This window comes from Arthrospira sp. PCC 9901, assembly GCF_059013425.1.
Genome location: NZ_CP102296.1, coordinates 1,989,251 through 2,012,035, shown reverse-complemented (window position 1 = coordinate 2,012,035; position 22,785 = coordinate 1,989,251). Strand labels below are relative to the sequence as shown.

Genomic DNA, 22,785 nt, shown 5'->3' with positions numbered 1-22,785 from the left:
CTGATCAACCGGATTAATTCTAAGAAAATTCTCATAAACTTATGGCTATCCTGATAGGGATAAAAGCTGATGTATAGGGAAACGTAAACCCCTGTACTAAACTATGTTAGCTAAAACTATCATCCTGTTTATTTATGCGATCGCAGGTATTTTGACCATGACTCCCATGGTAGTAGCGAGTGAATTCAGAGAGGATCACCTATCACAAGAGATAACCGAAGCCGCCTCCAGAGAGGAAGCGGAAGCCGATCGCATTCAGCAAACCAGACCCCCCAGAGGGTAATCAATTACAAAGATTAGGATTAATCGCCGGGTTATTATTATGACGATTTAAATAATTTTGGAGGCGATCGCAAGCCTGATCCAGTAAATAATCAACCTGGTTAAAATTGCTATAATCCAACTCCCAAAATACCATGCGGTTGTCAGCATCAGTAGCGACCAACATTTGGTCATCAGCACTAAAATGCACTGATAAAACCGGTTTAATTCCCACTTCCAGAGTCGTGATTAACTGACCAGAACGATCCCAGAGTTTCACCGTCCCATCCTGACTCGCGGAAGCCAGTATCTCCCCAGTTGAATTAAAACTCAAATCAAACACCACCCGGTTATGTCGTCCTATGGTAGTAGTTGTAATTGGTTTCCAGTCCGAAGTTTCCCACAATTGCACCGACCCATCCCCCGTCCCCACAGCCAGCAGAGTTCCATTAGGACTAAAAGCCACCTTAGAGAAGTGACTACCCTGGGAAAGGTCGCGAATTAAAGAACCGTTAATATCCCAAATTTTAATAGTATTATCACCCACAGAAGCCATGATTTTAGCCTGTTGATTAAAACTAATATCATTAATTCTATCCGTATGTCCAATCAGAGTAGTTTGTAATACTCCATTGATATCCCATAACCGAATGATTTGATCATCACTAACCGAAGCAATTTTTTGACCATCAGGACTAAAACTCACCGTCCACACGGGGAAATCATGGTTGATAGTCCTTAAAACATCACCTTCTGTATTCCAAATTTTCACCGTTTTATCATTACTAGCAGAAGCAATCAGTTGACTGTCAGGACTAAAGCTGATATTATTAACAGTATCCGTATGTTCATCAAACATTAGCCTAATATTTAGGGAATTAGTCTCCCAAATTATCGCCATATTATTGCTAGATACTGAAGCTATTAACTCACTATTCGGACTAAAAACAGCGTTATAAATATCATTCTGAGATTGCCAAACTCTGGGGAGATTTTGTAGTTCCCAAAAACGGATAGAACCATCTGCACTGGCGGAAATTAGCGTTTGACTGTCGGGAGCAAAAATAGCCTGATTGACAGTATTTCTATGACCCCGGAGAGTAGAAACCAAAATTCCCTCATAGTTCCAAAGTTTGATAGTTGTATCGGTGCTGGCTGTCACAATCAGGCGACCATCTGGACTAAAATTAACGCTATTTACTGATTTTTCATGACCTGTTAAAGTTTGAGATAATGTCCCATCGAGGTTCCACAGTTTCACCGTATTATCATTACTAGCAGAAGCAATTATCTGAGAGTCAGGACTAAAATTCACACTCCAAATGGCTTGGTCATGACCCTGAAAACTGGTGATTAACTCCCCCTGACGATTCCATAATTTAATTACCCCCATTTCATCAGAGGAAACAATCAACTGTTCATCTGGACTAAAACTGACCGACAAAACCTCCGCTTCGTGTCCGGTTAATATGGCTATGGTGTCACCGTCACGACTCCACAGACGAATAGTTCCATCTTCACTAGCGGAGGCTAACTGCTGACCATCTGGACTAAAACTCAGCCATTGTATATCTCTGGTATGTCCTATTAGGGTGTTAATTAAAGTTCCATCAGGTCGCCAGAGTTTGATATTTTCATCTTCCCCCGCTGAAGCTATAATCAATTCTTGACCGGAGGAATTTGGACTAAAAACCACGCGGCGAATTTTGCGTTTATTGGCTAACCAACTTCCTATTAATTCCCGATTTTGGTTCCAGATCCTGATTGTACCATCTTGATCGCCTGATACTATTTGATCACCAGTAGCGTTAAAATTCACGCTTAAAACACCGCCAAAAGATTCAGATAGGCGATCGCTTTCCCGAAAGATATTATTCACTTCCCACAGAGAACTAGCCGTGCGGCGTTCAATGTCCGTAACGGGTTGGCGTTGCAGAATTCTACCTGCTTCCATAGCAGTTAGGGAGGCTTTCAGTTGATCCGTTTCCCCTTTTAACAAAGCAAAATATTCATAATTAAACTTGGCTAATTTCAGTTGTTTTTCCTGGGTTTTAGTATTGTGCCACAGCATTAATACTGCTAATGATAATAAACTCAACCCTATACATAATCCAATCGTATTAACTAGCCTTTTCCTCAAAATTTGATTGATTTCGGTGATTTCGGCTTCAGCTTCCTGTCTTTTTTCCTTCTCATTTTGCAGCTTATAAACTAATTCACTACTCCGTTGTTCCCGAATAAAAGACACTAGATAATCATGGACAAGCTGATAACGTTCCTCTGGAATTTCTGGGAGTAAACAGACCAACCCAGATAACACAAATATTTTTAATACTGTATCTAGTTGATCTGTGATTTTTAGGTTATCCGCCAAACTTTGTAAATCTCTATTCAAAGCATACCGAGTTTTTAAGGGTCGGTTGTTATATTCATCTGTGAGTAAATATAAGACTAATTCGGCGATGTCTTTATTTTCCTCGCCACAGTCTGCCACTACTTCCTCTAAATAACTCTCTACTAACCGCCTTTTCGGTCCTTGGAGGCGATATTCTTCCAAGGTTGTGATTTGATTAGTGTAAAGTTGAGAACCGACAATTTGTAGTTCGATGGGTCGGACTTCTCCCGACTCTCCGGCTAATTCTTGCACCAGTTGTTTAATTAATTCCGGTTCCAAGATAAATTGAGTTTTGGCGGTTAAATTTTTGATAACTGAGGCGGCATCTTCCGGGATGAAATTACCCAAATAATAGAGAATATTTTTATCTAAAATATTGTCGTTAACCGCATCAAAGTATTTTAAACGATTTCCTTCTAGTAGGTGGTGTAAATAGTCCTGACGCAGTGCAAAAATAGTCTTGATATAGGGAATATTCAAACATTCCCGTAAAAATTGATAAAATTCTTCTCGCTTTTGGGGTTCCTTGGTAGCTACGAAAAACTCTTCAAACTGATCGAAAATAATAATCATCATTAAATTTCGATAATTCAGAACCTGGAGTTGGTCTAAAATATCGGTCGGGTTAGTTAAAAATCCTGAGTCTAATTCACAGTTATCTAATTGGGATAAAGCTGTGGCGATCGCATTACTGAGTCCCCCCACCCAATTAGTATAAGTTTTTTGATAAATCGGGAGAATTCGCCTAGCTTGAATCAATGTATTTTGATGTCTCAGTTGGGGAATGAGTCCCGCTTGCAATAGAGAACTTTTCCCGACTCCCGACTGTCCATAAATTATGGTTAATTTATATCTGTCTTCCCCCAGACGTTTCATTAATTGGTCAATATCTTGCAATCTTCCCGAAGCCGTCATTTCCGAATTAATAATCGTCACATCTCCAGATTTGGGATAACTGGGATTAGTAATTAACTGGCTTTCCTGTAATGCACCCGCACCAATAAAAGGCCGAAAACTAAACTGTTGTTCGATTTCCCGCTGTTGCTGTTTCACTTGATAGGCGGCGAGATATTCACCCTGTCTAAAATAGCTGTAATGTAACTGTTGAAAAATTTTAATATATAGTTCTGGATCATAACAAGGTTTGGTCAAATTCTTGGCTTGTTTAAAAGTAGCGATCGCCTCTTCATGTTCTCCCAAACCCTGTTGAGATCTCCCTAAACACAGCAAATACCATCCCCAATGATAAGAACGTTCCCAATCCAACTTTCGGCAATATTCTAAGTTCCGGCTATCCTCAACTGGGGGGGATTTTTCCGATAAATTGCTCTTGATAATTTCCAGAGATTTCTGTATAATATATTTAGCGGTTTGGAAGTTACCATGAGCCAATTGTACTTCCGCCAAAAAGTGGTAGGCGCGCGCAGTTCTAAACAAATGGGACTGATTTTGATGCAAATCTAAGGCCCAATTAGCCACTTCATCCAACTCTGACCAATTTTCCAAATAGTGTAATATTTCCCCCAAAGCATTAATAAACTTTGCCACCAAATCCGGTCGATCAGCCGCTTCAAATTCCCGTAAAGATTGCCGATAATAATCCTTGGCTTTGGCGCAGGCTTCCCACTTTTCCCCCCGGTTCATCATCCCATAGTAACGCCACCAGAAACCCAAATAAAACAGAACATGACCACAGCCTAAGCGGTTGTTAGTCTGCTGCCACAATGTTAAACTCCGTTGGTAATGCTGCAATGCTTCCTGAGTAGTATGATCAGCAATTCGACCCAGTATCAACTCTAAACTAGCTTCTAAATCCTGATCAAGAGTTACTCCCCGTCGTTGGAGGTCCTGTTGTGCGGATTCTAGTTCATTGCGTAGGGGAGAACCGCTTTCTAACTCCAGGGTAGCCTCATCTAAAAAAATAGTTGCGCCACTATCGAGTAACTGTTCTAAAATCTGATTACTGGTCTGTTTCAGGAAGTCAATGAGATGATCAGTTTCTACCTCGAAGTGAATTGTAGTTGCAAAACTATGAAAATCTGGGACTAAGCGAATCATCATCGACACCAATTGATCGCTTACCCACAAAATCAACGGAAACTCAAAATTGCGGAATTCCTCCCGCATTTGATTAGTCGCCTTGAGTACCCCCTGCAAATTATTCACCGACTCCAAGCCAAACACCATCAAAGCTGATGGCATTTCCCCCTGTAGGGTATCAAAAATGGTCGTATAGAGAGTTTTAGCCTTGGGGTCTAAAACTAATTCTTGAATGGGAACAGGACAATCTACCCGCAACTGTTGCACAATAGTTTCCCGAACGGAACGATAATTGCAACAGGCGAGAATCAGCGAAAAATCACCCTGGAGGCGAGTAATACTGCGGATCAGGGTTCTGATCGCGTCTTGGTTAGCCTTTTCCCCATCGTACATTTTCAAATTCCATCATTGCTTGGTCAACCTGGCGCAGGTTCTGCATCGCGCGATCGCACATCAAGCTATCTAGCCGGGGAAAAGCGCCAAAATCATCTTAGCCTAGTTTCCCCTAAGCGATCGCATTAAACTCCTCACTTACCAACCGTCGCAGGATCTCAGTTACTTCTGCAGCCATACGAGCATCTAACCGGACTGATTCCTGATTATAATCTTGAAAATTAGCGATGGGAATAGCTCCTCGCAAAGTCATCGAGATGCTTCGTAATCGAGAAGGTTCTCTAGCCTCTCCAGTCTCCCTAGGAAGCCGATCTATAAACTGCACAAAAGCCACATAGGTGGTTTCAATGCTGTTGCGAAGTTGACTGGGGCCATGTCCCAACTTCGACAGGATCACCGGAGCATAAATCATGTCGGTTAATCCTAAAGCATCTAAGGCAACATCTACAAATCTAGCCGTATCCTGACCCAAAGCCGGAATCACATATTTAAGGGTTTCCCAAGTCACCCCCGGCAGTCGAGCTGACGGAGTTAGATGATAATGCCATCCTACCATAGAAATTATCCGAGTCAGATCATAGGCAGATAACAGATTATCACCTCGCGGAGTATCATCTACGGCAGATAATAGCACCTTTTTGCTTTTGGCATCCACCAATCGCGGATTTTGAATAAAGGCATCCTCTCCGTAGTCCCCGCGAAATTCTAGGTTTTGATTACCTGTGATTTCTATTAGCCAACGTTCTAAACCTGTACGGGACTCAAATCGCTTTAACATCCCTGACAAGGCGTTAGAAGTCCCAATTTGTCTTCTGTAGCTGACCACATCAGCCATAGCATCAACAAACGCAAAATCTGGCTTTTTCCCTTGAGGATCTCGAAATACCCAGTTCTTAATCTGAGCATCGGGAAATTTAGTATTTACCTGGGATAATATATTTAAACCTGCTATAATTTTGGTGGTACTCCAAAACTGGACCTTCTCTAGGGCGTTTTTTCCCATCCACATAGTTTGTAATTGGTCATCCATAAACCGACCTACACAAACGCAGGCCTGTAGAATCTCCGGGTCCAAGAAGTTCAGGTGGGTGGTGTTGATTTGGGGAACTTTTCCTCGATTAGGATAGGGGCTAAAATCCATGGGTTTTTGTTCCAAGTAAATTGGATAGTTGGAAAGTTCGGCTTGATATGGGGAATTCTCAATCCCTCTATCCAAAAAGGCTAATTGGCTGGCATTCGCCTCCTGGTCTAGTTCTATCTGAAGGAACTTCTCGAAAACAGCAGCCCGGTTTTTAGCTTGTGCGAGCAAGGTCTGGTTCATTGTCTATGGTGGGTTGTGCATTTTCTTAAATGCGATCGCGTTTTCGATAATATCATTGCTGGTATCAGTTACAGCCTGTTCAGAAATCATCTGATCACCTCTCAAAGTCCCTCTCCCTCTCTGGGATCCAGATTTAGGGTGGGGGCAATATATTAAGCGACTGGTGAACAAGCTGTAAGATCAGATAAAATGTAGAATCAAATTATTGTTGCTCAATTGCTACACAAAGCGCCTATGTCTACTCTAGCACCAGTAAAAACAGAGTACGAGGCTGTCATTGGCTTAGAAACTCACTGTCAGCTTAGTACCCAAACTAAAATCTTCTCTAACTCCTCTACCGAATTTGGTGCTGATCCTAACACCAATATTGATCCTATATGTCTAGGGCTGCCGGGAGTGCTTCCGGTTTTAAATCAAAAGGTATTAGAGTATGCAGTCAAGGCGGCGCGTTCCCTAAATTGTGAAATTGCGCCCTATAGTAAGTTCGATCGCAAACAATATTTTTATCCAGATCTGCCCAAAAATTATCAGATTTCCCAATTCGATCTACCTATTGCTACTAATGGCTGGCTGGAAATTGAAATTGTTGATGAGAACAATAATCCTATCCGTAAACGCATAGGTATTACCCGCCTCCACATGGAAGAAGATGCGGGAAAACTTGTCCATGGAGGTAGCGATCGCCTGGCTGGTTCTACCTATTCTATGGTAGACTTTAACCGGGCAGGTATTCCCCTAGTCGAAATCGTTTCGGAACCTGATATCCGTTCGGGTTTAGAGGCGGCTGAGTACGCCCAAGAATTGCGCCGCATTGTCCGCTATTTAGGCGTTAGTGATGGGAATATGCAGGAAGGTTCCCTGCGTTGTGATGTCAATATTTCTGTGCGTCCCGTCGGTCAAAAAGAATTTGGTACTAAAGTTGAAATTAAAAACATGAACTCCTTTAGTGCCATTCAAAAAGCGATCGACTACGAAATAGAACGCCAAATTGCCGCCCTAGAAGCCGGACAACCTCTTATTCAAGAAACCCGTCTCTGGGAAGAAGGCAGCCAACGCACTATCAGCATGAGAAGTAAAGAGGGTTCCAGTGATTACCGCTATTTTCCAGAACCTGACCTTCCTCCTATTCAAGTATCAGCGGAACAATTGAAACAATGGGAGTCGGAATTACCAGAACTTCCCGCCCAAAAACGACACCGTTACGAGACGGACTTGGGATTATCTCCCTATGATACCCGTGTCTTAACGGACGATCGCACTGTGGCGGAATATTTCGAGGCTACAGTTGCAGCAGGTGCAGATACTAAACAAGCGGCTAACTGGTTAATGGGGGATATTACGGCATATCTGAAAAATGAAAAACTGGCAATTACTGACATTCCCCTTAAACCCGCAGAACTAGCGGAACTAATTAATCTGATTGGCGAAAATACCATTAGTGGTAAAATCGCCAAAGATATTCTGCCGGAACTTTTGGCTAAGGGTGGTTCCCCCAAACAAATGGTGGAGAAAAAAGGCTTAATTCAGATTTCCGATACAGGGGAATTAGAAGCGATTATCGATGAAGTTATAGCTAGTCATCCCCAGGAAGTTGAAAAGTTTAAGGCTGGTAAAACTAAGCTAAAAGGTTTCTTTGTGGGACAGGTGATGAAGAAAACCCAAGGACGCGCCGACCCGCAGTTAACCAACAAGTTAATCTCTCAAAAACTCGAAGGTTAGTTAGTTCTTGTCAGCAGCCCTATCTCCCTCCCACGGGGAGGGTTGCTACACCCCCCCCTAAATCAACTACCGATTAATCGTGATTTTTTCTTCTAAGCAAGAACGCAGCATTCCGGCGTTAAATAGCATGGGTAGAAAATGGATACTATTAACTTCCCGAAAATAGAATAAAATCGGTATAGGCGACCAGAAAATCTCCCAGTTTGTCCATTCTCGATAGGGAAAACGCCGAATCATCTTACCTGAACGATATATATCTAAATCTGTGGGGGTAAACTGTAGGCGTATGGTGGCTGTCTGAATGGCTAGGAATAGTCCAAACAAAGACACGGGAAGGGCTACCCATTTCAGAATCAGAAATAAGGGGATTGAACTAAGTACCAACACCACGGGAATGACGTAACTGGGGGGAAGTTCGACTATCGGAGGTAGTTGGCTGGTTTCTGAAGTTGTGGTCATAAGTGCTTTATAATTGATTTTTGAGAGTTTTCTATGACAATTTATAGGTATATGCACAAAATGTCGATTTTGTCAAGCGGTGATTTTTTGGCCCTCTGGCGATCGCCTAAAACTCGTGCATCGTGAATTTTAAATTGTGGCGACAAAATAATCATACCAGCGACGCAGTGGGGGTTTCAGCGATTATTTTTACAAATAGACACAGTAAGCCCTTGGATGCGATTATTTTTAGAGTAGCACAACCCCTATAAACTCGTCAACAATTTGAGAGAGATTCTCAATAAAAATTTAACAATTCTTAACGTCGATTGAAAATCAAAAACTCTTTGGCGAAAGATATTAGTAAAATTTAACTATTTAGTTTTGTACAATAGACTTTTGAGTGGGGGATGATCGACGGATATTGTCGTATGATCCAGTCAAGGTAGAACAACAGTAGTTATTATTGGTGGTTATGGGGTTTTGGAATCAGGTATTGAGCCATCAAAAGTCTTTAAGTGCCGTCTGTAGCGTCTAAGCAGCAAGTTAAAGCTATCAAATTGAGGTAAGTTAGATGAAACATTATGTTTGTGTGACGATTGGGATTAACCAGTATCAATTCCTGCAACCCCTAAGTTACGCCCAAAGGGATGCAGAAGCTCTCAATCAGTTCTGGGCTGAAGATGCTGGTTTTGCGAGCGATCGCTGTGTGTTGATCACGGATACATCCCCGGAAACGTGGGATATGCCGACTTATCCAAGCCGGGGAAACCTGTTAGACTGGATGGAAAGTATCTGTCGAGAACAACTACAGGCGGAAGATACCCTATTTTGCTTTTTTAGTGGCTATGGCATTCATCATAAAGGGCAAGATTATCTAATGCCTATTGATGGCAGCCCAGAGAACCTGGAGGAAACGGCTATCCCGATCAGCCTACTGTTTAAGCATTTAAACAATGCACCTACGGATAATATATTACTGCTGTTGGATATTAACCGGACTCAGGGAGTACAGGTAGGCGATCAGATTGGAGGGGAGACGATCGCCTTATCGGAAAAATTTAGGATTCCCACGATCTTATCTTGTCGTCCTGACGAAGTATCTCGGGAAACCTCCTCCTTACGACATGGCTTTTTCACCGCCGCCCTATTAGAAGGTTTGAAATCAGGAAAGTGTCAGACTCTGGCTGATTTGAAATCATTTTTAAGCGATCGCCTTCCCGAATTGACCGATCAACATTTACGACCCTTACAAAACCCAGTATTTGCGATCGCCACCGCAGAACAGACCCAATTGCGACTCAAACCGGAACCAGCCAAAGCCATGGCGGCGGCGGGAAACCATCAGAGCAATTCTGCGGTCAATAGCACTTTTGCGCCCAAGCAAAATGGCAGCCACCCGTCAGCTTTACCTAATCTGAAGTTGTCTTCACCGTTCAAAACCGCCCCGGGAAGCCAACCAGACCCCAGTGAAAACCCCACAGAACCATTAAATCACGATCCGGCCTCTGAATCTTCCCCAGAAGCAGCAGACCCCAGCCAAAAGACCAATGAACAGCCCCAGGAAGAAATTATGTCAGACAGATCATTCTTTCAACAGCTTATTATCTGGAGTGGTGCGATCGCTGTACTACTGTTATTGGGAGTTTTCTATACTAACCGATCCCTATTCGTAGGTTCGCAACCCTCTACCACTCCCTCTTTACCTCCTATGGAGTTATCCCAACCACCCACCCCGGAAACTACCGACCCCACAGAAACCGAAGCGCTAACGCCGCCAGAAGCTGTAGTTGGGGATGATGTTCCTGAAACCCCTGCGCCGACTCCTGCTAACGGTGAACAGCTTTTACAGCAGGCTAGAATGATAGTTCAAAATACCTCCGCTTCTCGTTTGAGTCAGGCGATCGTCCAAGCTAATCAAATTCCGAATAATGACCCACTTTATCCTGAAGCACAATTAGCTATTGAACGCTGGAGTCAAATGATTCTCGATATCGCAGAAGGACGGGCGGCTATGGGGAATTGGTCGGAAGCGATCGCCGCAGCATCTTTAGTCCCCGAAACTAAACGCCCTATTTATGAACAGGCGCAATTGCAAATTCAAAATTGGCAACAGCCTCTCACACAACTGCGCGAGAATCAAGCTAAAATTGAGGCGGCTCGCTCTCAAATTCGGCCGGGACAGGCTTCGACCTATAGTAATGCGATCGCTGCTGTCTCTACCATTGGTCCGGAAGAATTGGGTTATGACCAAGCCACCGAAGCGATCGCTCGCTGGAGTGGTGAAATTTGGAAACTCGCTCAGTCCCGCGCTCAAAATAATCAATTTGAGTCTGCTATTTTGGCAGCCGTTTTAATTCCAGAGGGAACCCCACCATATACGGCGGCTCAACAGGCGATCGCTCAATGGCGAGCCAGAACACCAAATCGAAACCAGACACAGAATTGATCCGTTAATCCCCCAAGCTAAAATATGTCTCTGGTGAGAGGGCAGACAACACTTGTCTGCCTTATTTTATAGATGGGAACATACCATTAATCATTCATTATCCAATTCTGAGCCAAATTTCAGATAACTGTTCCCGAAAACTCAGAAATAGCAGCTTTACTGAACCTATCGACTTAATTACCCGATTCAGGATAATTGCATCTTCTCCATAGTCCTAGGTGGGATTTGCTAGTTGACACAAAATTGTTAAATAATGTTAACATATAAACCAATGCTCACCTATTCTGATTTTTTGCACTCTCCTGAAAATCTTTAAATATTTAACCAGAGCCGGAGCATTTTCCATGACATCAGGGTTTATTTATCAGTCTATTAAACGCTATTTCCGAGTTATTAAACGCCCCAATACGCCTACTTTGTGGGCGTTTGGTGTGATGGGCTGTTTCAGTGCGATCGCTTGGGGTTGGGTGTCTGACCAGCCGCTAATCAGGGATTTTTTTCAGCTACTATATTTCCAGCAAAAAAACCCACCGATATGGTTGCAATTGCCGTATATTCCGAGTAGTTATTTATGGTTGCCCACCATTTTATTAAGTGCGATCGCCTTCATTATTACCAAAATTTACCCTAAACCTACAGCCAGATCAAGGGCGATAATTGTCGCCATAATTTTAGCATTAACTATCCGTTATCTACTATGGCGATCGCTCTCTACCCTCAACCTCAGCGACCCCCTAAATGGTTTATTTAGCCTCACTCTAATGGGTCTCGAAATTTACATTATTGGTGCCAACATAATTCAAGTTTACTTAATTGTAAATAGCACCGATAGAAGCAGCCAAGCCGACCAACTCCAACAGTCAGTTATTCAACGAAAATTTACCCCAACCGTTGATATTTTAATCCCCACCTACGACGAACCCTTATTTATTCTGAGGCGCACAATTATCGGCTGTCAAGCCTTAGACTATCACCAAAAAAAAGTCTACCTTTTAGATGACACAAACCGCCACCAAGTCAAACAATTAGCCCAAGAATTAGGCTGTCATTATCTCACTAGACCTAATAACCTTCACGCCAAAGCTGGAAACCTTAACCATGCTTTGAAATTCACAAGTGGCGAATTAATTACAGTATTTGATGCCGATTTTATTCCCACCAAAAATTTCTTAACTAGAACAGTAGGATTTTTTCAGAACCCTAACACCGCCTTAGTCCAAACCCCCCAAAGCTTTTATAACCCCGACCCAGTATCCCGCAATTTAGGATTAGAAAATATCATTACCCCCGAAGAAGAAGTATTTTATAGACATATACAACCCCTAAAAGATGGTGCGGGTAGTGTAGTTTGTGCGGGGACATCATTTGTAGTTAGACGCACAGCATTACAAGCCATTGGCGGGTTTGTTACCGAGTCAATTAGTGAAGACTATTTTACCGGAATTACCCTAGCCAGCAAGGGATACAAACTCATTTATTTAAACGAAAAATTAAGCGCAGGTTTAGCCGCCGAAAGTATCACCGACCACCTTAATCAAAGAATGCGTTGGGCGCGCGGTACATTACAAGCCTTTTTTATCAACTCTAATCCTTTAACCATACCCGGTTTAACCCTCAGACAAAGATTAGCACATTTAGAAGGGTTGCTACATTGGTTTACTAGCATTTCCCGGATTTTTATCCTGTTAATGCCTTTGGCTTATCGTTTTTTAGGTGTGATTCCTATTAAAGCTAGTATCGGGGATTTTATTTACTTTTTAATGCCTTATTATCTGGTGTCTCTCCTGGCTTTTGCTTGGTTAAACCAAAAATCTCGGTCAGCCTTCCTATCAGAAATTTATGCCATTTTCCAATCTTTCCCCATGGCATTAACTGTAATTCAAGTAATGATTAACCCTTTTAAAGGTGGCTTTAAAGTGACTCCCAAAGGTAAAAAACAGCAAAAATTTACCTGTTCCTGGAAATTGGCATCACCTATTATTTTGCTATTAATAGCCACAATGGTCAGCCTATTCTGGAATTATCCACTCTTAGCATCAAATGTTGATAATTACCCCGGATTTAATTTGGGTATCATCTGGAGTATTTATAACTTAGTAGTTTTAAGTGTTTCTCTCCTAATTGTCATAGATGCACCACTACCAGATATCTATGACTGGTTCCAATTGCGTCGGTCTGTCAAACTCCAGATTTCTGACCAAGTGCTATGGGGGATAACTCGTCATATTTCCGAAGTAGGCGCAGAAATTGTGGTAACAGAACCCGCCGCCGCCTCTATCCTTCATCAAAAAAAAGGCGAAAAATTCGGATTTTTGCCTTTACAAATGGAAATTATTGATGTACAATTGAGCCTACAGGGAGAAATTACTGATACTCAATGGGTCGGTGAATTTCCCACTATTCGGGTTGAGTTTGAAGCCTTGACAGTATCGCAACATCGACAACTGGTAGAAATGCTGTTCTGTCGTCCAGGACAATGGCAGAATTTGTCAACTCCCGGAGAATTGCGATCGCTATGGCTATTGTTGAGGGTCTTACTCAAACCCAAGTTTATATTTGACCGGAAACCACATATAAAAGCGATCGCAGTTCATCAACATTAATGGCTCATCGATTATTGCATTGGACTCGCTGACTTTCTGTATGGGTGCTACGTTCAATAGTTCTCACATTCATTCCTGGGCTATAGATAGTTGCAGCATCCCAAAGTCTCGCACCATCTAAATTAGCCCCATCCAGATTAGTTCTGCTGTCGATGATAGCCCCACTTAGGTCAGCCCGACTTAAATCAGCATTACTCAAATCAACCCCACTCAGGTTAGCATCAACAAAATTAGCAAAATTAAAGTTTCCCCCCGATAAATTAGAATTACTCAAATTGCTACAGGTGAAAAAAGCACCCGTGAAGTCCCCATCACTCATATTAGCATTAGTCAGATTAGCCTGTCGTAATTGCGCGTTGCGGCGAGACTGATTACTCATATCAGCGCCTCCTAGGTTGCAACCCTGACAAGAAGAATACTCGCCCCTCAAAAACGCATTCGGATCCGTAGTGTTAAACTGAGCCATCAATGGTTTAGCACTCCAAGCAGACATTAACAGAACCGAAATCCCTAACAGTCTAGTTTTGTTCATCAGTCCAGTCATACCTAATTACATAAACTCAGTCAGGCGCTGACATGGGGGGAGTTTATAGAACATCTACCCCCCCCAATGTCAACTTTAATAGTCCTTTAGTTGTCGTAGACCCTAGCTTCAGCAGCTTCTGGATTTTCCTCGCAGTAAATCTCAAAAGCAGTTTTTTCAATCCGTTCCGATCTCTGATGTGCCGCCTCAGCCTGAAGTTCCTCAACAATATCCCAAGCCGCCGCACATTCAGGAGAAGTAGCACCTTTTTCCGCACAGGTAGCCCTAGCCTCTTCGATCGCCTGTTCTATGCGATCGGCCAAGACAATACTCTTAGGCTTCTCTACAAAGTCACCCTTACTCAGGATATCAGTTACAGAAACAATCCCCAACAGTTCTTCTTGAATCACCGGAGCGCGGCGAATACCAGTCTGAGCAAATAACCGCGCCACATATTCCACCCCCAAATCAGGGTTAATAGAGATACAGGGCTTAGTCATAATCTCATAAACCCGCATCTTTTTCGGATCTTTACCGTAAGCCGTCACCTTGTAAATCACATCCGTCTCCGTCACAATGCCATAAGCATCCTGTTCGTGGCGACGTTGAACAATCAGCGCCCGCAAACACAGATCATTCATTTGTTTCACCGCTTCTGCTACCGTAGCCGACCCCCGAATCGTCACTACATCGGTCGTCATAATATCTTTAGCTTTTAGCATCATCGCAGGCTCTCCATAACTTGATACACTCTTATAGCTTGCCTTGTTATGGCTTCAAAAGAAAGAATTGTTTTAACCCCCGTTTTCTGCTAGAATGAGAGATAGATCTATTAAATTTTTGCCTTATGTCAAGTTCACTCGTGAATACAGCCATCTGGCATCACCGCCCCCATCAACATAGCATCAGTCCAACTCACACCGTCGAGAATCGCCCCCCGAAAATTAGCACCCCGCAAATTCGCCCCAGATAAATTAGCCCCAGTTAGGTCCGCTTTCCAGAGATAAGCATTCCTTAGATTAGTATAGCTAAGATCAGCCCCACAAAGACGAGCCAGGTTAAGATTAACCCCCGTCAAATTGCTCCGTACCAAATTACCACCTTCCAGATTAGCCCGCATCAGCACAGCATCAGCCAGATTACTCCCCCACAGAATCACGTCAGTTAAATTTGTGCCGTGGAGAATAGCACCCTCCAGATTAGCCCCCGTCAAATTCGCCGACCTCAGATTAACAGCAGTCAAATCAGCCTTTTGTAAGTTAACCCCCCGCAGATTAGCCTCAGACAGATCTACCCCATTCAGGTCCATCCCCCCTAAATCCACATCTACCAAATGACAATAACTCAGATTAGCACTGGTGAGACGAGCCTTAGTTAAAACCGAACAGCTTAACCTCGCATGACTGAGATTAGCCCAACTCAAATTCGCCTCAGTCAAATTAGCCGACCTAAGATTAACCCCACTTAAATTCGCCCCACATAGATTAACCCCGGTCAAATTAGCCGACCTAAGATTAACCCCCTGTAAAATAGCACCACTCAACTTAACCCCACTGAGGTCAGAATGCACCAAAAACGCACCCCCCAGGTCAGCCTTAGTCAAATCAGCATTGGTCAATATAGCCCGTCCCAAATGAGCAAAAGTTAAATTACTCCTATATAGGAACGCATTAAACAAATTAGCATCTTCTAAAAACGCCCTACTCAAATCCGCCCCAGCTAGGGAAGCCCCCCCTAGGTCAATTCCTTGAAGATTACAGCGAAATAATTTCGCACCAATTAGATTAGCCTTCCTAAAGTCGCGATCGCCCACCTTATAGCGACTTAATAACTCCTTAATATCCACCTGTACCACTCCCATTCACGATCAGCTACATCACTGCTAATCATTTTGACAACAAATATTTCCACCCGAAACCCTCCCAGAGGGGATAACTTTCACCTATATTTAAGTTGCATCAATCAGAGCAATATATTACCTTTCCATCAGTAAGGTATAAAAACTCAATTCCTCCTTGCTACTTTAAAAATCTTATGAATGATACCCCAGAACTCAACGATCGCCGCCAGATTTTCGGTTGGATCATGTATGACTGGGCCAATTCTGCCTATGTCACCACCGTTGTGGTAGCGGTTCTCCCTGCTTACTTTGCGGCTGTCGTCGTCCCCCCCGGCGGAGTCACCATAGCCGGAATTAACTATAGCGCGACCGCCTTATGGGGATTTGTCAGCAGTTTGGCTGCCTTCTTAGTGTTTATGGTAGCCCCTATTATGGGGGCAATTTCCGACTTTTCCGCATCCAAAAAGAAATTTTTAATAATTTGTGCTTACACAGGCTGCCTAGCTGCTAGTCTATTGTTTTTTTGTGGCACAGGAGATGTTTGGCTAACGCTGACTCTCTTTATTATAGCCCAAATTGGCTTTGTTGGGGGCAATATCTTCTATGATGCCTTCCTCCCCAGTATTGCATCAGAAGACAAAATGGACTGGGTTTCTGGTCAAGGTTTTGCTTGGGGATATATAGGCGGTGGCTTGCAATTAGCCTTATCTTTAGCTTTGATTGCTGGACATGAGACGATTGGTATTTCCGCCGAATTAGCAGCCAGACTCGCGATTTTAATGGCAGCAGTTTGGTGGGGTGGTTTTTCCTTAATCACATTTTTTAACCTGAAAGAAGCCCAAACCTTTGAGGAAATTCCCCCGGAATATCAACATTTACCACCCTGGCGCGCTTATATCAAAGTCGGAATTGTCCGAACCATTGTCACACTTAGGAAGGTGCGTTTATTTAAGCATTTGCTAAGGTTTCTGATTGCTTACATGATTTATAACAATGGCATCCAGACTGTGATTACTATGGCTACTATCTACGGGGCGGAAGAGTTGGGTTTTTCCCCAAATGTTCTCATGATTACCCTATTGGTAATCCAGTTTGTCAGTTTTTTCGGGGCTTTGGGCTTTAGTAAACTCGCCGAATTCACTACCTCCAAAACAGCGTTAATGATTTCGTTGGTGGGATGGTCGATTGTAGTTATCTATGCTTATTTTATGAATAGCCCCACTGAGTATTTTATTTTAGGGGGAATTGTCGGATTGGTTTTGGGGGGGTCCCAGTCCCTCAGTCGTTCCTTCTATGGGTCGATCATTCCACCTTGGGCGGCGGCTGAATTTTATGGGTTTTACTCAGTTTTTAACAAAGGTTCGGCGATTTTCGGACCTTTACTATTTGCTGTAATCCTCCAGGTGACGGGAACAGCACGCAATTCTATCCTGGCATTAATTGTGTTTTTTATAGTTGGTTTAGTCGGTCTATATTTCGTAGATGTTGAACAGGCTAAACAAGCTAGAAATATTCAGCATTTAGAATAGCGATCGCCTCCAGTTTTTCGCTATTTAAACATCAGAAACCTGGATAGTTAGCCACTTAGTTATTAGCCGCTAAACCCATCCAGGTTGTCACCGATTATTGGCAGTTTCCATCAACTTCTAGCTGGCACATTTTAGGTCTTCGCCTTCGTCTACAATCAAATGTAAACATAACAGCTTTTTCATCAAAATAGGCTTGCCTTTACCAGAGTGATAAATTTCTAATTCCGCATCTGATGGCGCTTCAAATAAAAATCTTTCTCCGGGAAAAACAATATGCTCTAAATACCAGTTATCAATATTAGAAATCCGAGCAATCTCGACTTTTTGGCTATCGTTATAGTAGCAACAAAGTTGTTGATTGGTCTGACGATTATTAAATTGATATAAGGTTGACATCATGGTTAAATCCTCTGGGAACTAAAAAAAGTTTGTCGATACTGACTTTGTTAAACTTGATCCCTGACCCCAACTTGATGAGGGATCAAATTCTCAGATTAAGCCAAATTGCTAAAAATCCGTGGACCCTGAAACTGATAATGCTTCTCCCCTGATGATAATGACTTAGGCTAATTCTCCCTTCCATCTATGTTAGAGTTACGGGAAAGCACCCCGATCGCTATTTCCGGGATCTTCGCCGATTTGGGGCGAGTTAACCCCCGGAGGTTTAGCTTTCGGTTCGGACCTTAGCCGTTGTGTGTGTCCATCATCTTCAAAGATTGCATCAAATCAGAATCCCCATTTTAATTATTTCTAAAGAATAACAACAAGGCCAGAGTTAGCTAGTCTATCTAATGGCTTACTTTTAAGTATGATGGATCTGGGTAAATCAGTGTCGCGATCGCTATCACTGACTGATCATGTTTATTATCACATCCCATTGGTTCCCGATATGTTTTTATTTTTGTCATATCCCCAGACCACTCAGACTGCACTTGTCCCGATCGCCGTGGAAGTCTCGGAAAGCTGCAAGTGGCCAAAAAGCTCGGCTAAAATGGTATTGGAGAATAAAAACCCCTCCGGGTCTGTCAGTCGTAGGTGAGGGGTCGCTGGCTGGTCGGGTTCTTCCTGAGTAGAGACTACTTCCACCCAACCCCGATCGCCTAATGGTTTGAGAATATCAGTAATTTGACTTACCGTCTCTTGGCCAAATTGCTGTTGCAGCCTCACCAGATCCACACCACTAGCTAACCGCAGTCCCAGCATCAGGGTTTCTAAGAGAATATCCGATCCTAAAATAATCGCGATCGCCTCTGTAGGGGCGGGTGCAAGATCAGCACTATGAAAAACCCGCAAACTTTCTACACCTGCCCCCCCGGAGGACTGTAGCCACTGATAATAGCGATCGCGGGTTCTCGGTCGGGTCAGTCGATAGCCCCCCACATAACTCGCCGCCCCCATACCAAAGCCATAGTAAGGTTGATTGTGCCAATAAACCAAATTATGGCGACATTCAAACCCAGGTCGCGCATAATTGGAAATCTCATAATGTTTAAACCGGGAAGTCAGGCATTTTTGCGCCTGTCGGTAGAGGTTGGCTGTAGTTTGATCATCAGGAAGGGGAAACTCTCCCGGCTTATAGTAGCGACCAAAAGCCGTTTGAGGTTCCACAATCAGATCATAATGGGAAACATGAGCAGGATTAATGCTCAAAACCTGATCTAGGGACTCTTGCATCATTTCTGGGGTTTGATGGGGTAAACCAGAAATCAGATCAATACTGAAGTTGACAACACCCACTTGATTAATTAAATCGATCGCCCTCCAAATATCCGCCACAGTATGCGATCGACCACAAAGCCTTAATAAATCATCCTGAAACGCTTGTACACCCACACTCACCCGATTGGCCCCCGCCGCCACAAATCCCTGTAATTTCCCTAAATCAAAAGTCCCAGGGTCCATTTCCACGGAGATCTCAGCATCACTCGCAATTCCCAAGTTATCGCTAATGGTTTTGATGAGGCGATCGAACTGCTGAACCGATAACAGAGAGGGAGTCCCCCCGCCAAAAAACACCGTTTTCAGTGGCGGTCCGAAATGCCTTTGATTGAGAATTTCCGATCGCAGAAAATCTACATACTCCTCCATCATCCCAGAATTTTCCCCATGGCGGCGATCGCCTACCACAGACACCGCAAAATCGCAGTAGTAGCAGCGGCGACGACAAAAGGGAATATGTACATAAGCCGCAGTGGGGGTTTCAGTATTTATACAAGATTCATTTAGCATTAATTAGCGCGCCTGGGACAATTTTAAAATATTCGCCTCAATATCTGATGCAGGTAGGGGCCTAGAAAATAGATAGCCCTGACCAAATTCGCATCCTAGATCCTGAAGATACTCTAACACCTCCCTTGTTTCGATACCTTCGGCGATCGCACCTAAACCCAATTGATTACTCAATGCTACAATCGTTTGCACTACCTGATGATTCCGACTTCCTGGCTGCATTTGGTTCACAAAAGATCTATCTATCTTTAAAGTGTCAATGGGGAAACGGTGCAAGTAGCCTAAAGAAGAGTAACCTGTACCAAAATCATCCAAACTGATCCCAATTTTTCGCGATCGCAATTTTGATGTTAGGGCGATCGCCATTTCCGGATTATCCATTAATGCACTTTCGGTAATCTCCAACTTGATCGCCTGTGGGTTCACTCCCGTATTAGCCAGAACCCGATCTATATCTACCAACAGCGTAGGACTGGCAAACTGACGCACCGACATATTAACACTCATCATCAAATCAGAATAACCCTGTTGATGCCACTTGTTTAGTTGTTCACAGGCTTGTTGTAGCACCAATAAACCCACCTGCACCACTAAACCCGTTTCCTCCATACAGGGGATAAACTCTCCCGGTGACACTAAACCTCGCTGGGGGTGTTGCCAACGCACTAATGCTTCAAAACCCACCAACTTCTCTGTAGCCAGCCTCACAATAGGTTGGTAATAAGTGATAAACTCTTGTTGTGCGATCGCCCTTTGTAAATCCGTTTCCAGAGTCAGCCGTTTAAGTGTAGCCGCCGTCATTTCTCGGTTAAAGATTTGATGGCAACCTTTTCCCCGCCCTTTGGCTTTGTACATTGCCGTATCCGCTGCTTGTAATAGGGCTTCAGCATTAGAGTTTACTTCCGTATCTAGGGCAATTCCCATACAAACAGACATAAAAATATCGCAATTTTCTACCTGAAAAGCCTCGATAAATGACCCCATTACCCCATTAATCCAATCTGTTAATTCTCCGGTTGCGGAAATGTTTTTCAGCCAAAAGCAAAACTCGTCCTCTCCCACTCTACATAGTATATCTCCGGGGCGCAGATGTTTTTTAAGACGTTCTGCGATCGCTCTCAGTAGTTGATTTCCCACCTGGTAACCAAAAGCACCATTAACTAATTTGAATTGGTCACAGTCGAGATAGGCGATCGCATAATTTTCCCCGCTGCTGTCAACGTAGCTATCCGATAGTTTTTGTAATAACTGCGCCCGACTTGGTAGCTGCGTTAGTATATCTTCATCTATTAGCCTTTGTAACTGAGCCGTGCGTTCTTCAACCATCAGTTCCAATTTCGTGTTAAAATCGGCTAGTAGTTGATATTGTTGCTTAATTCTGAGCATAGAGCGAATCCGTGCCAGCAATTCTAAGCGATTAACAGGTTTCGCAATAAAGTCATTTGCTCCCGCCGCCAGACATTCAGCTAGACTCTCTTTAGAAGATAATGCCGTCACCATAATAATCGGTGTTCCTTCCCATTCACCCATAGCTTTAATACGGCGACAAACCTCAAGACCGTCCATAACTGGCATCATTACATCCAGTAAAATTAGATCCGGTTTGATTACATTAATTACTGAAAGTGCATCCTGTCCACTAGAAGCATAGTGTAAATGATAATTTTCATGAATCAAAAAAGTTTCAACTACATCAAAATTATTTGGATCATCATCCACAATTAAAATCGAGAACATCGGTAGATTTTCCTTAGCCATTCAACAACTCTCTATGGTTCCACGCTATCTAGTTTCACCATCTTAATATAAATATGATACGTTGTAACGTCAAAATAGGGTGATTTGTATTATTTAATAGCTAATTCAAAATCGGTAAAGTCATATATATCGTCGTTTCTTGATTGTATATGCTATTAATTTCTATGGTTCCTCCCACCAATTCAACAATTTTATCCACGATTTTTAAACCAATACCCAGGCCTTGTTGCTCATAGCTTTTGCGTTCAAACTGCATAAAAGCACCGATTTGATTGATTTGCTCTTCCGTCATCCCACGCCCCAGATCATGAATCCATAGCCCCAGTTTTTCCCCGATAATCTGAGAGCGAATCGAGATAGGTTTCCCCGGCTTGGAGAATTTCAAAGCGTTGTCAATCAACTCATTTAAAATAATCGACAAATACCGCTCTGATATCGCCACCGTAGCCGGTTCTATATCCAACTTAAAATCATCATAGCGTTGGCTATCCTGTGCGTATTGTTTGCAGATAGGTTCCACAAAATACAAAGATAACATTGTAGACCCTGGCGAAACTTCTTTTTCCTCGCTACTTATCAGTTCCAATTCCAAATAAATTAGGAATCTTTTGACTAAATTTTCCAGGCGACAGGCTGATTGATACGCCAACCCTAACATCTCCACTGTTTCCGACATCCCCACATCTTCTATATCCTCCATATCCTCCATTACCAGGGTGAGCATTCCTAAAACACCATTTAGAGGGGTATTGAGTTCGTGGGAGAGGCTAGAGGCTAAATTCCCCCGCAGTTGATCTAGTGTGTTTTCTAGTAATTGAATAGTATTCTTCTGCACATTAGATAACTTGGCAATGTGGTCATATTGTTGCTTAATTCTCAGCATTGAATGAACACGAGACCGTAATTCTAAAGCATTAACGGGTTTACCGATAAAGTCATCCGCTCCCGCTGCGATACATTTAGCTAAACTTTCTTTAGAAGATAATGCCGTCACCATAATAATAGGTGTAGATTGCCATAGTGGCATAGCTTTAATGCGGCGACAAACTTCAATCCCATCAATAGCTGGCATCATCACATCCAGCAAAATCAAATCTGGCTGGATTAATTTGAGTGCGGAAATTCCCTCCTGTCCACTAGCAGCATAATGTAGCTGATAGTCTTGATTACTCAAAAAGGTTTCAATCACATCAAAGTTGTCAGGTTCATCATCAATCACTAAAATAGATAACATTTTCCGATAGTCCTTAGCAAGTCTAAAATCCCCAATTTGATGACTTTTCTTAG

15 protein-coding genes are annotated in these 22,785 nt (G+C 43.0%); 5 read left to right on the top strand and 10 right to left on the bottom strand.

From position 1 onward, the window contains the following. Window positions 1–103: 103 nt before the first annotated feature. Window positions 104–283 carry a hypothetical protein gene (locus NLZ44_RS08870; protein ID WP_493752540.1) on the top strand — a complete coding sequence of 60 codons (180 nt, stop codon included), beginning with the start codon at window positions 104–106 and terminating at the stop codon, window positions 281–283. On the opposite strand, the gene NLZ44_RS08865 is transcribed toward NLZ44_RS08870, so the two are convergent. Together NLZ44_RS08865 and NLZ44_RS08860 are read right to left on the bottom strand one after the other, a co-directional pair. After that, complete coding sequence (locus NLZ44_RS08865; RefSeq protein WP_493752539.1) at window positions 284–5,089, bottom strand: nSTAND1 domain-containing NTPase; 4,806 nt, start codon at window positions 5,087–5,089, stop codon at window positions 284–286. It abuts the gene before it with no gap. Between the two features lie 112 nt (window positions 5,090–5,201). Then, on the bottom strand, window positions 5,202–6,410 hold the full coding sequence (locus tag NLZ44_RS08860; protein ID WP_493752538.1) for a hypothetical protein: 1,209 nt from the start codon (window positions 6,408–6,410) through the stop codon (window positions 5,202–5,204). 234 nt (window positions 6,411–6,644) lie between these two features. Here NLZ44_RS08860 and gatB point away from each other — a divergent pair, with 234 nt between their 5' ends. After that, complete coding sequence (gene gatB / locus NLZ44_RS08855; protein ID WP_111891185.1) at window positions 6,645–8,129, top strand: Asp-tRNA(Asn)/Glu-tRNA(Gln) amidotransferase subunit GatB; 1,485 nt, start codon at window positions 6,645–6,647, stop codon at window positions 8,127–8,129. Window positions 8,130–8,195: 66 nt separating this feature from the next. On the opposite strand, the gene NLZ44_RS08850 is transcribed toward gatB, so the two are convergent. Beyond that, window positions 8,196–8,588, bottom strand: coding sequence for a DUF3119 family protein (locus NLZ44_RS08850; RefSeq protein WP_006621671.1), 393 nt, complete (start codon window positions 8,586–8,588; stop codon window positions 8,196–8,198). A gap of 553 nt (window positions 8,589–9,141) precedes the next feature. On the opposite strand from NLZ44_RS08850, the gene NLZ44_RS08845 reads away from it, so the two are divergent. After that, complete coding sequence (locus NLZ44_RS08845) at window positions 9,142–11,016, top strand: caspase family protein (RefSeq protein WP_493752537.1); 1,875 nt, start codon at window positions 9,142–9,144, stop codon at window positions 11,014–11,016. 344 nt (window positions 11,017–11,360) lie between these two features. Next, window positions 11,361–13,619, top strand: a complete 2,259-nt coding sequence (locus NLZ44_RS08840; protein WP_493752536.1) for a glycosyltransferase family 2 protein — start codon at window positions 11,361–11,363, stop codon at window positions 13,617–13,619. A 4-nt stretch (window positions 13,620–13,623) separates the two neighbouring features. On the opposite strand, the gene NLZ44_RS08835 is transcribed toward NLZ44_RS08840, so the two are convergent. From NLZ44_RS08835 to NLZ44_RS08825, 3 genes are all read right to left on the bottom strand, one after another. After that, complete coding sequence (locus NLZ44_RS08835) at window positions 13,624–14,151, bottom strand: pentapeptide repeat-containing protein (RefSeq protein WP_493752535.1); 528 nt, start codon at window positions 14,149–14,151, stop codon at window positions 13,624–13,626. Between the two features lie 98 nt (window positions 14,152–14,249). Beyond that, window positions 14,250–14,867, bottom strand: a complete 618-nt coding sequence (locus NLZ44_RS08830; RefSeq protein ID WP_315640444.1) for a CP12 domain-containing protein — start codon at window positions 14,865–14,867, stop codon at window positions 14,250–14,252. A 131-nt stretch (window positions 14,868–14,998) separates the two neighbouring features. Beyond that, window positions 14,999–15,988, bottom strand: coding sequence for a pentapeptide repeat-containing protein (locus tag NLZ44_RS08825; RefSeq protein ID WP_315640445.1), 990 nt, complete (start codon window positions 15,986–15,988; stop codon window positions 14,999–15,001). A 188-nt stretch (window positions 15,989–16,176) separates the two neighbouring features. Between NLZ44_RS08825 and NLZ44_RS08820 the strand changes: the two genes are divergently transcribed. Next, entirely contained in the window at window positions 16,177–17,511 is a 1,335-nt protein-coding gene (locus tag NLZ44_RS08820; RefSeq protein WP_315640447.1) for an MFS transporter, read from the top strand. Window positions 17,512–17,628: 117 nt separating this feature from the next. Here NLZ44_RS08820 and NLZ44_RS08815 read toward each other — a convergent pair whose 3' ends face one another. The 4 genes from NLZ44_RS08815 to NLZ44_RS08800 form a co-directional block, all read right to left on the bottom strand. Beyond that, window positions 17,629–17,910, bottom strand: a complete 282-nt coding sequence (locus NLZ44_RS08815) for a DUF1830 domain-containing protein (RefSeq protein ID WP_493752534.1) — start codon at window positions 17,908–17,910, stop codon at window positions 17,629–17,631. Window positions 17,911–18,432: 522 nt separating this feature from the next. Next, on the bottom strand, window positions 18,433–19,740 hold the full coding sequence (hemW, locus tag NLZ44_RS08810) for a radical SAM family heme chaperone HemW (protein WP_008056934.1): 1,308 nt from the start codon (window positions 19,738–19,740) through the stop codon (window positions 18,433–18,435). A 3-nt stretch (window positions 19,741–19,743) separates the two neighbouring features. Beyond that, the gene (locus tag NLZ44_RS08805; protein WP_493752533.1) at window positions 19,744–21,498 is read right to left on the bottom strand and encodes a putative bifunctional diguanylate cyclase/phosphodiesterase; all 1,755 of its coding nucleotides are present in this window, start codon (window positions 21,496–21,498) and stop codon (window positions 19,744–19,746) included. A 100-nt stretch (window positions 21,499–21,598) separates the two neighbouring features. Further along, window positions 21,599–22,732, bottom strand: coding sequence for a hybrid sensor histidine kinase/response regulator (locus tag NLZ44_RS08800; protein ID WP_493752532.1), 1,134 nt, complete (start codon window positions 22,730–22,732; stop codon window positions 21,599–21,601). Window positions 22,733–22,785: the final 53 nt, after the last annotated feature.

Bases quoted from the DNA above. Each gene is read 5' to 3' on its own strand.
- NLZ44_RS08850 (WP_006621671.1), bottom strand. From the start codon at position 8,588: ATGACCACAACTTCAGAAACCAGCCAACTACCTCCGATAGTCGAACTT.
- hemW (WP_008056934.1), bottom strand. From the start codon at position 19,740: ATGCTAAATGAATCTTGTATAAATACTGAAACCCCCACTGCGGCTTAT.
- NLZ44_RS08820 (WP_315640447.1), top strand. From the start codon at position 16,177: ATGAATGATACCCCAGAACTCAACGATCGCCGCCAGATTTTCGGTTGG.
- NLZ44_RS08845 (WP_493752537.1), top strand. From the start codon at position 9,142: ATGAAACATTATGTTTGTGTGACGATTGGGATTAACCAGTATCAATTC.
- NLZ44_RS08800 (WP_493752532.1), bottom strand. From the start codon at position 22,732: ATGTTATCTATTTTAGTGATTGATGATGAACCTGACAACTTTGATGTG.
- NLZ44_RS08865 (WP_493752539.1), bottom strand. From the start codon at position 5,089: ATGTACGATGGGGAAAAGGCTAACCAAGACGCGATCAGAACCCTGATC.
- NLZ44_RS08835 (WP_493752535.1), bottom strand. From the start codon at position 14,151: ATGAACAAAACTAGACTGTTAGGGATTTCGGTTCTGTTAATGTCTGCT.
- NLZ44_RS08840 (WP_493752536.1), top strand. From the start codon at position 11,361: ATGACATCAGGGTTTATTTATCAGTCTATTAAACGCTATTTCCGAGTT.
- NLZ44_RS08860 (WP_493752538.1), bottom strand. From the start codon at position 6,410: ATGAACCAGACCTTGCTCGCACAAGCTAAAAACCGGGCTGCTGTTTTC.
- gatB (WP_111891185.1), top strand. From the start codon at position 6,645: ATGTCTACTCTAGCACCAGTAAAAACAGAGTACGAGGCTGTCATTGGC.
- NLZ44_RS08870 (WP_493752540.1), top strand. From the start codon at position 104: ATGTTAGCTAAAACTATCATCCTGTTTATTTATGCGATCGCAGGTATT.
- NLZ44_RS08815 (WP_493752534.1), bottom strand. From the start codon at position 17,910: ATGATGTCAACCTTATATCAATTTAATAATCGTCAGACCAATCAACAA.
- NLZ44_RS08805 (WP_493752533.1), bottom strand. From the start codon at position 21,498: ATGGCTAAGGAAAATCTACCGATGTTCTCGATTTTAATTGTGGATGAT.
- NLZ44_RS08830 (WP_315640444.1), bottom strand. From the start codon at position 14,867: ATGATGCTAAAAGCTAAAGATATTATGACGACCGATGTAGTGACGATT.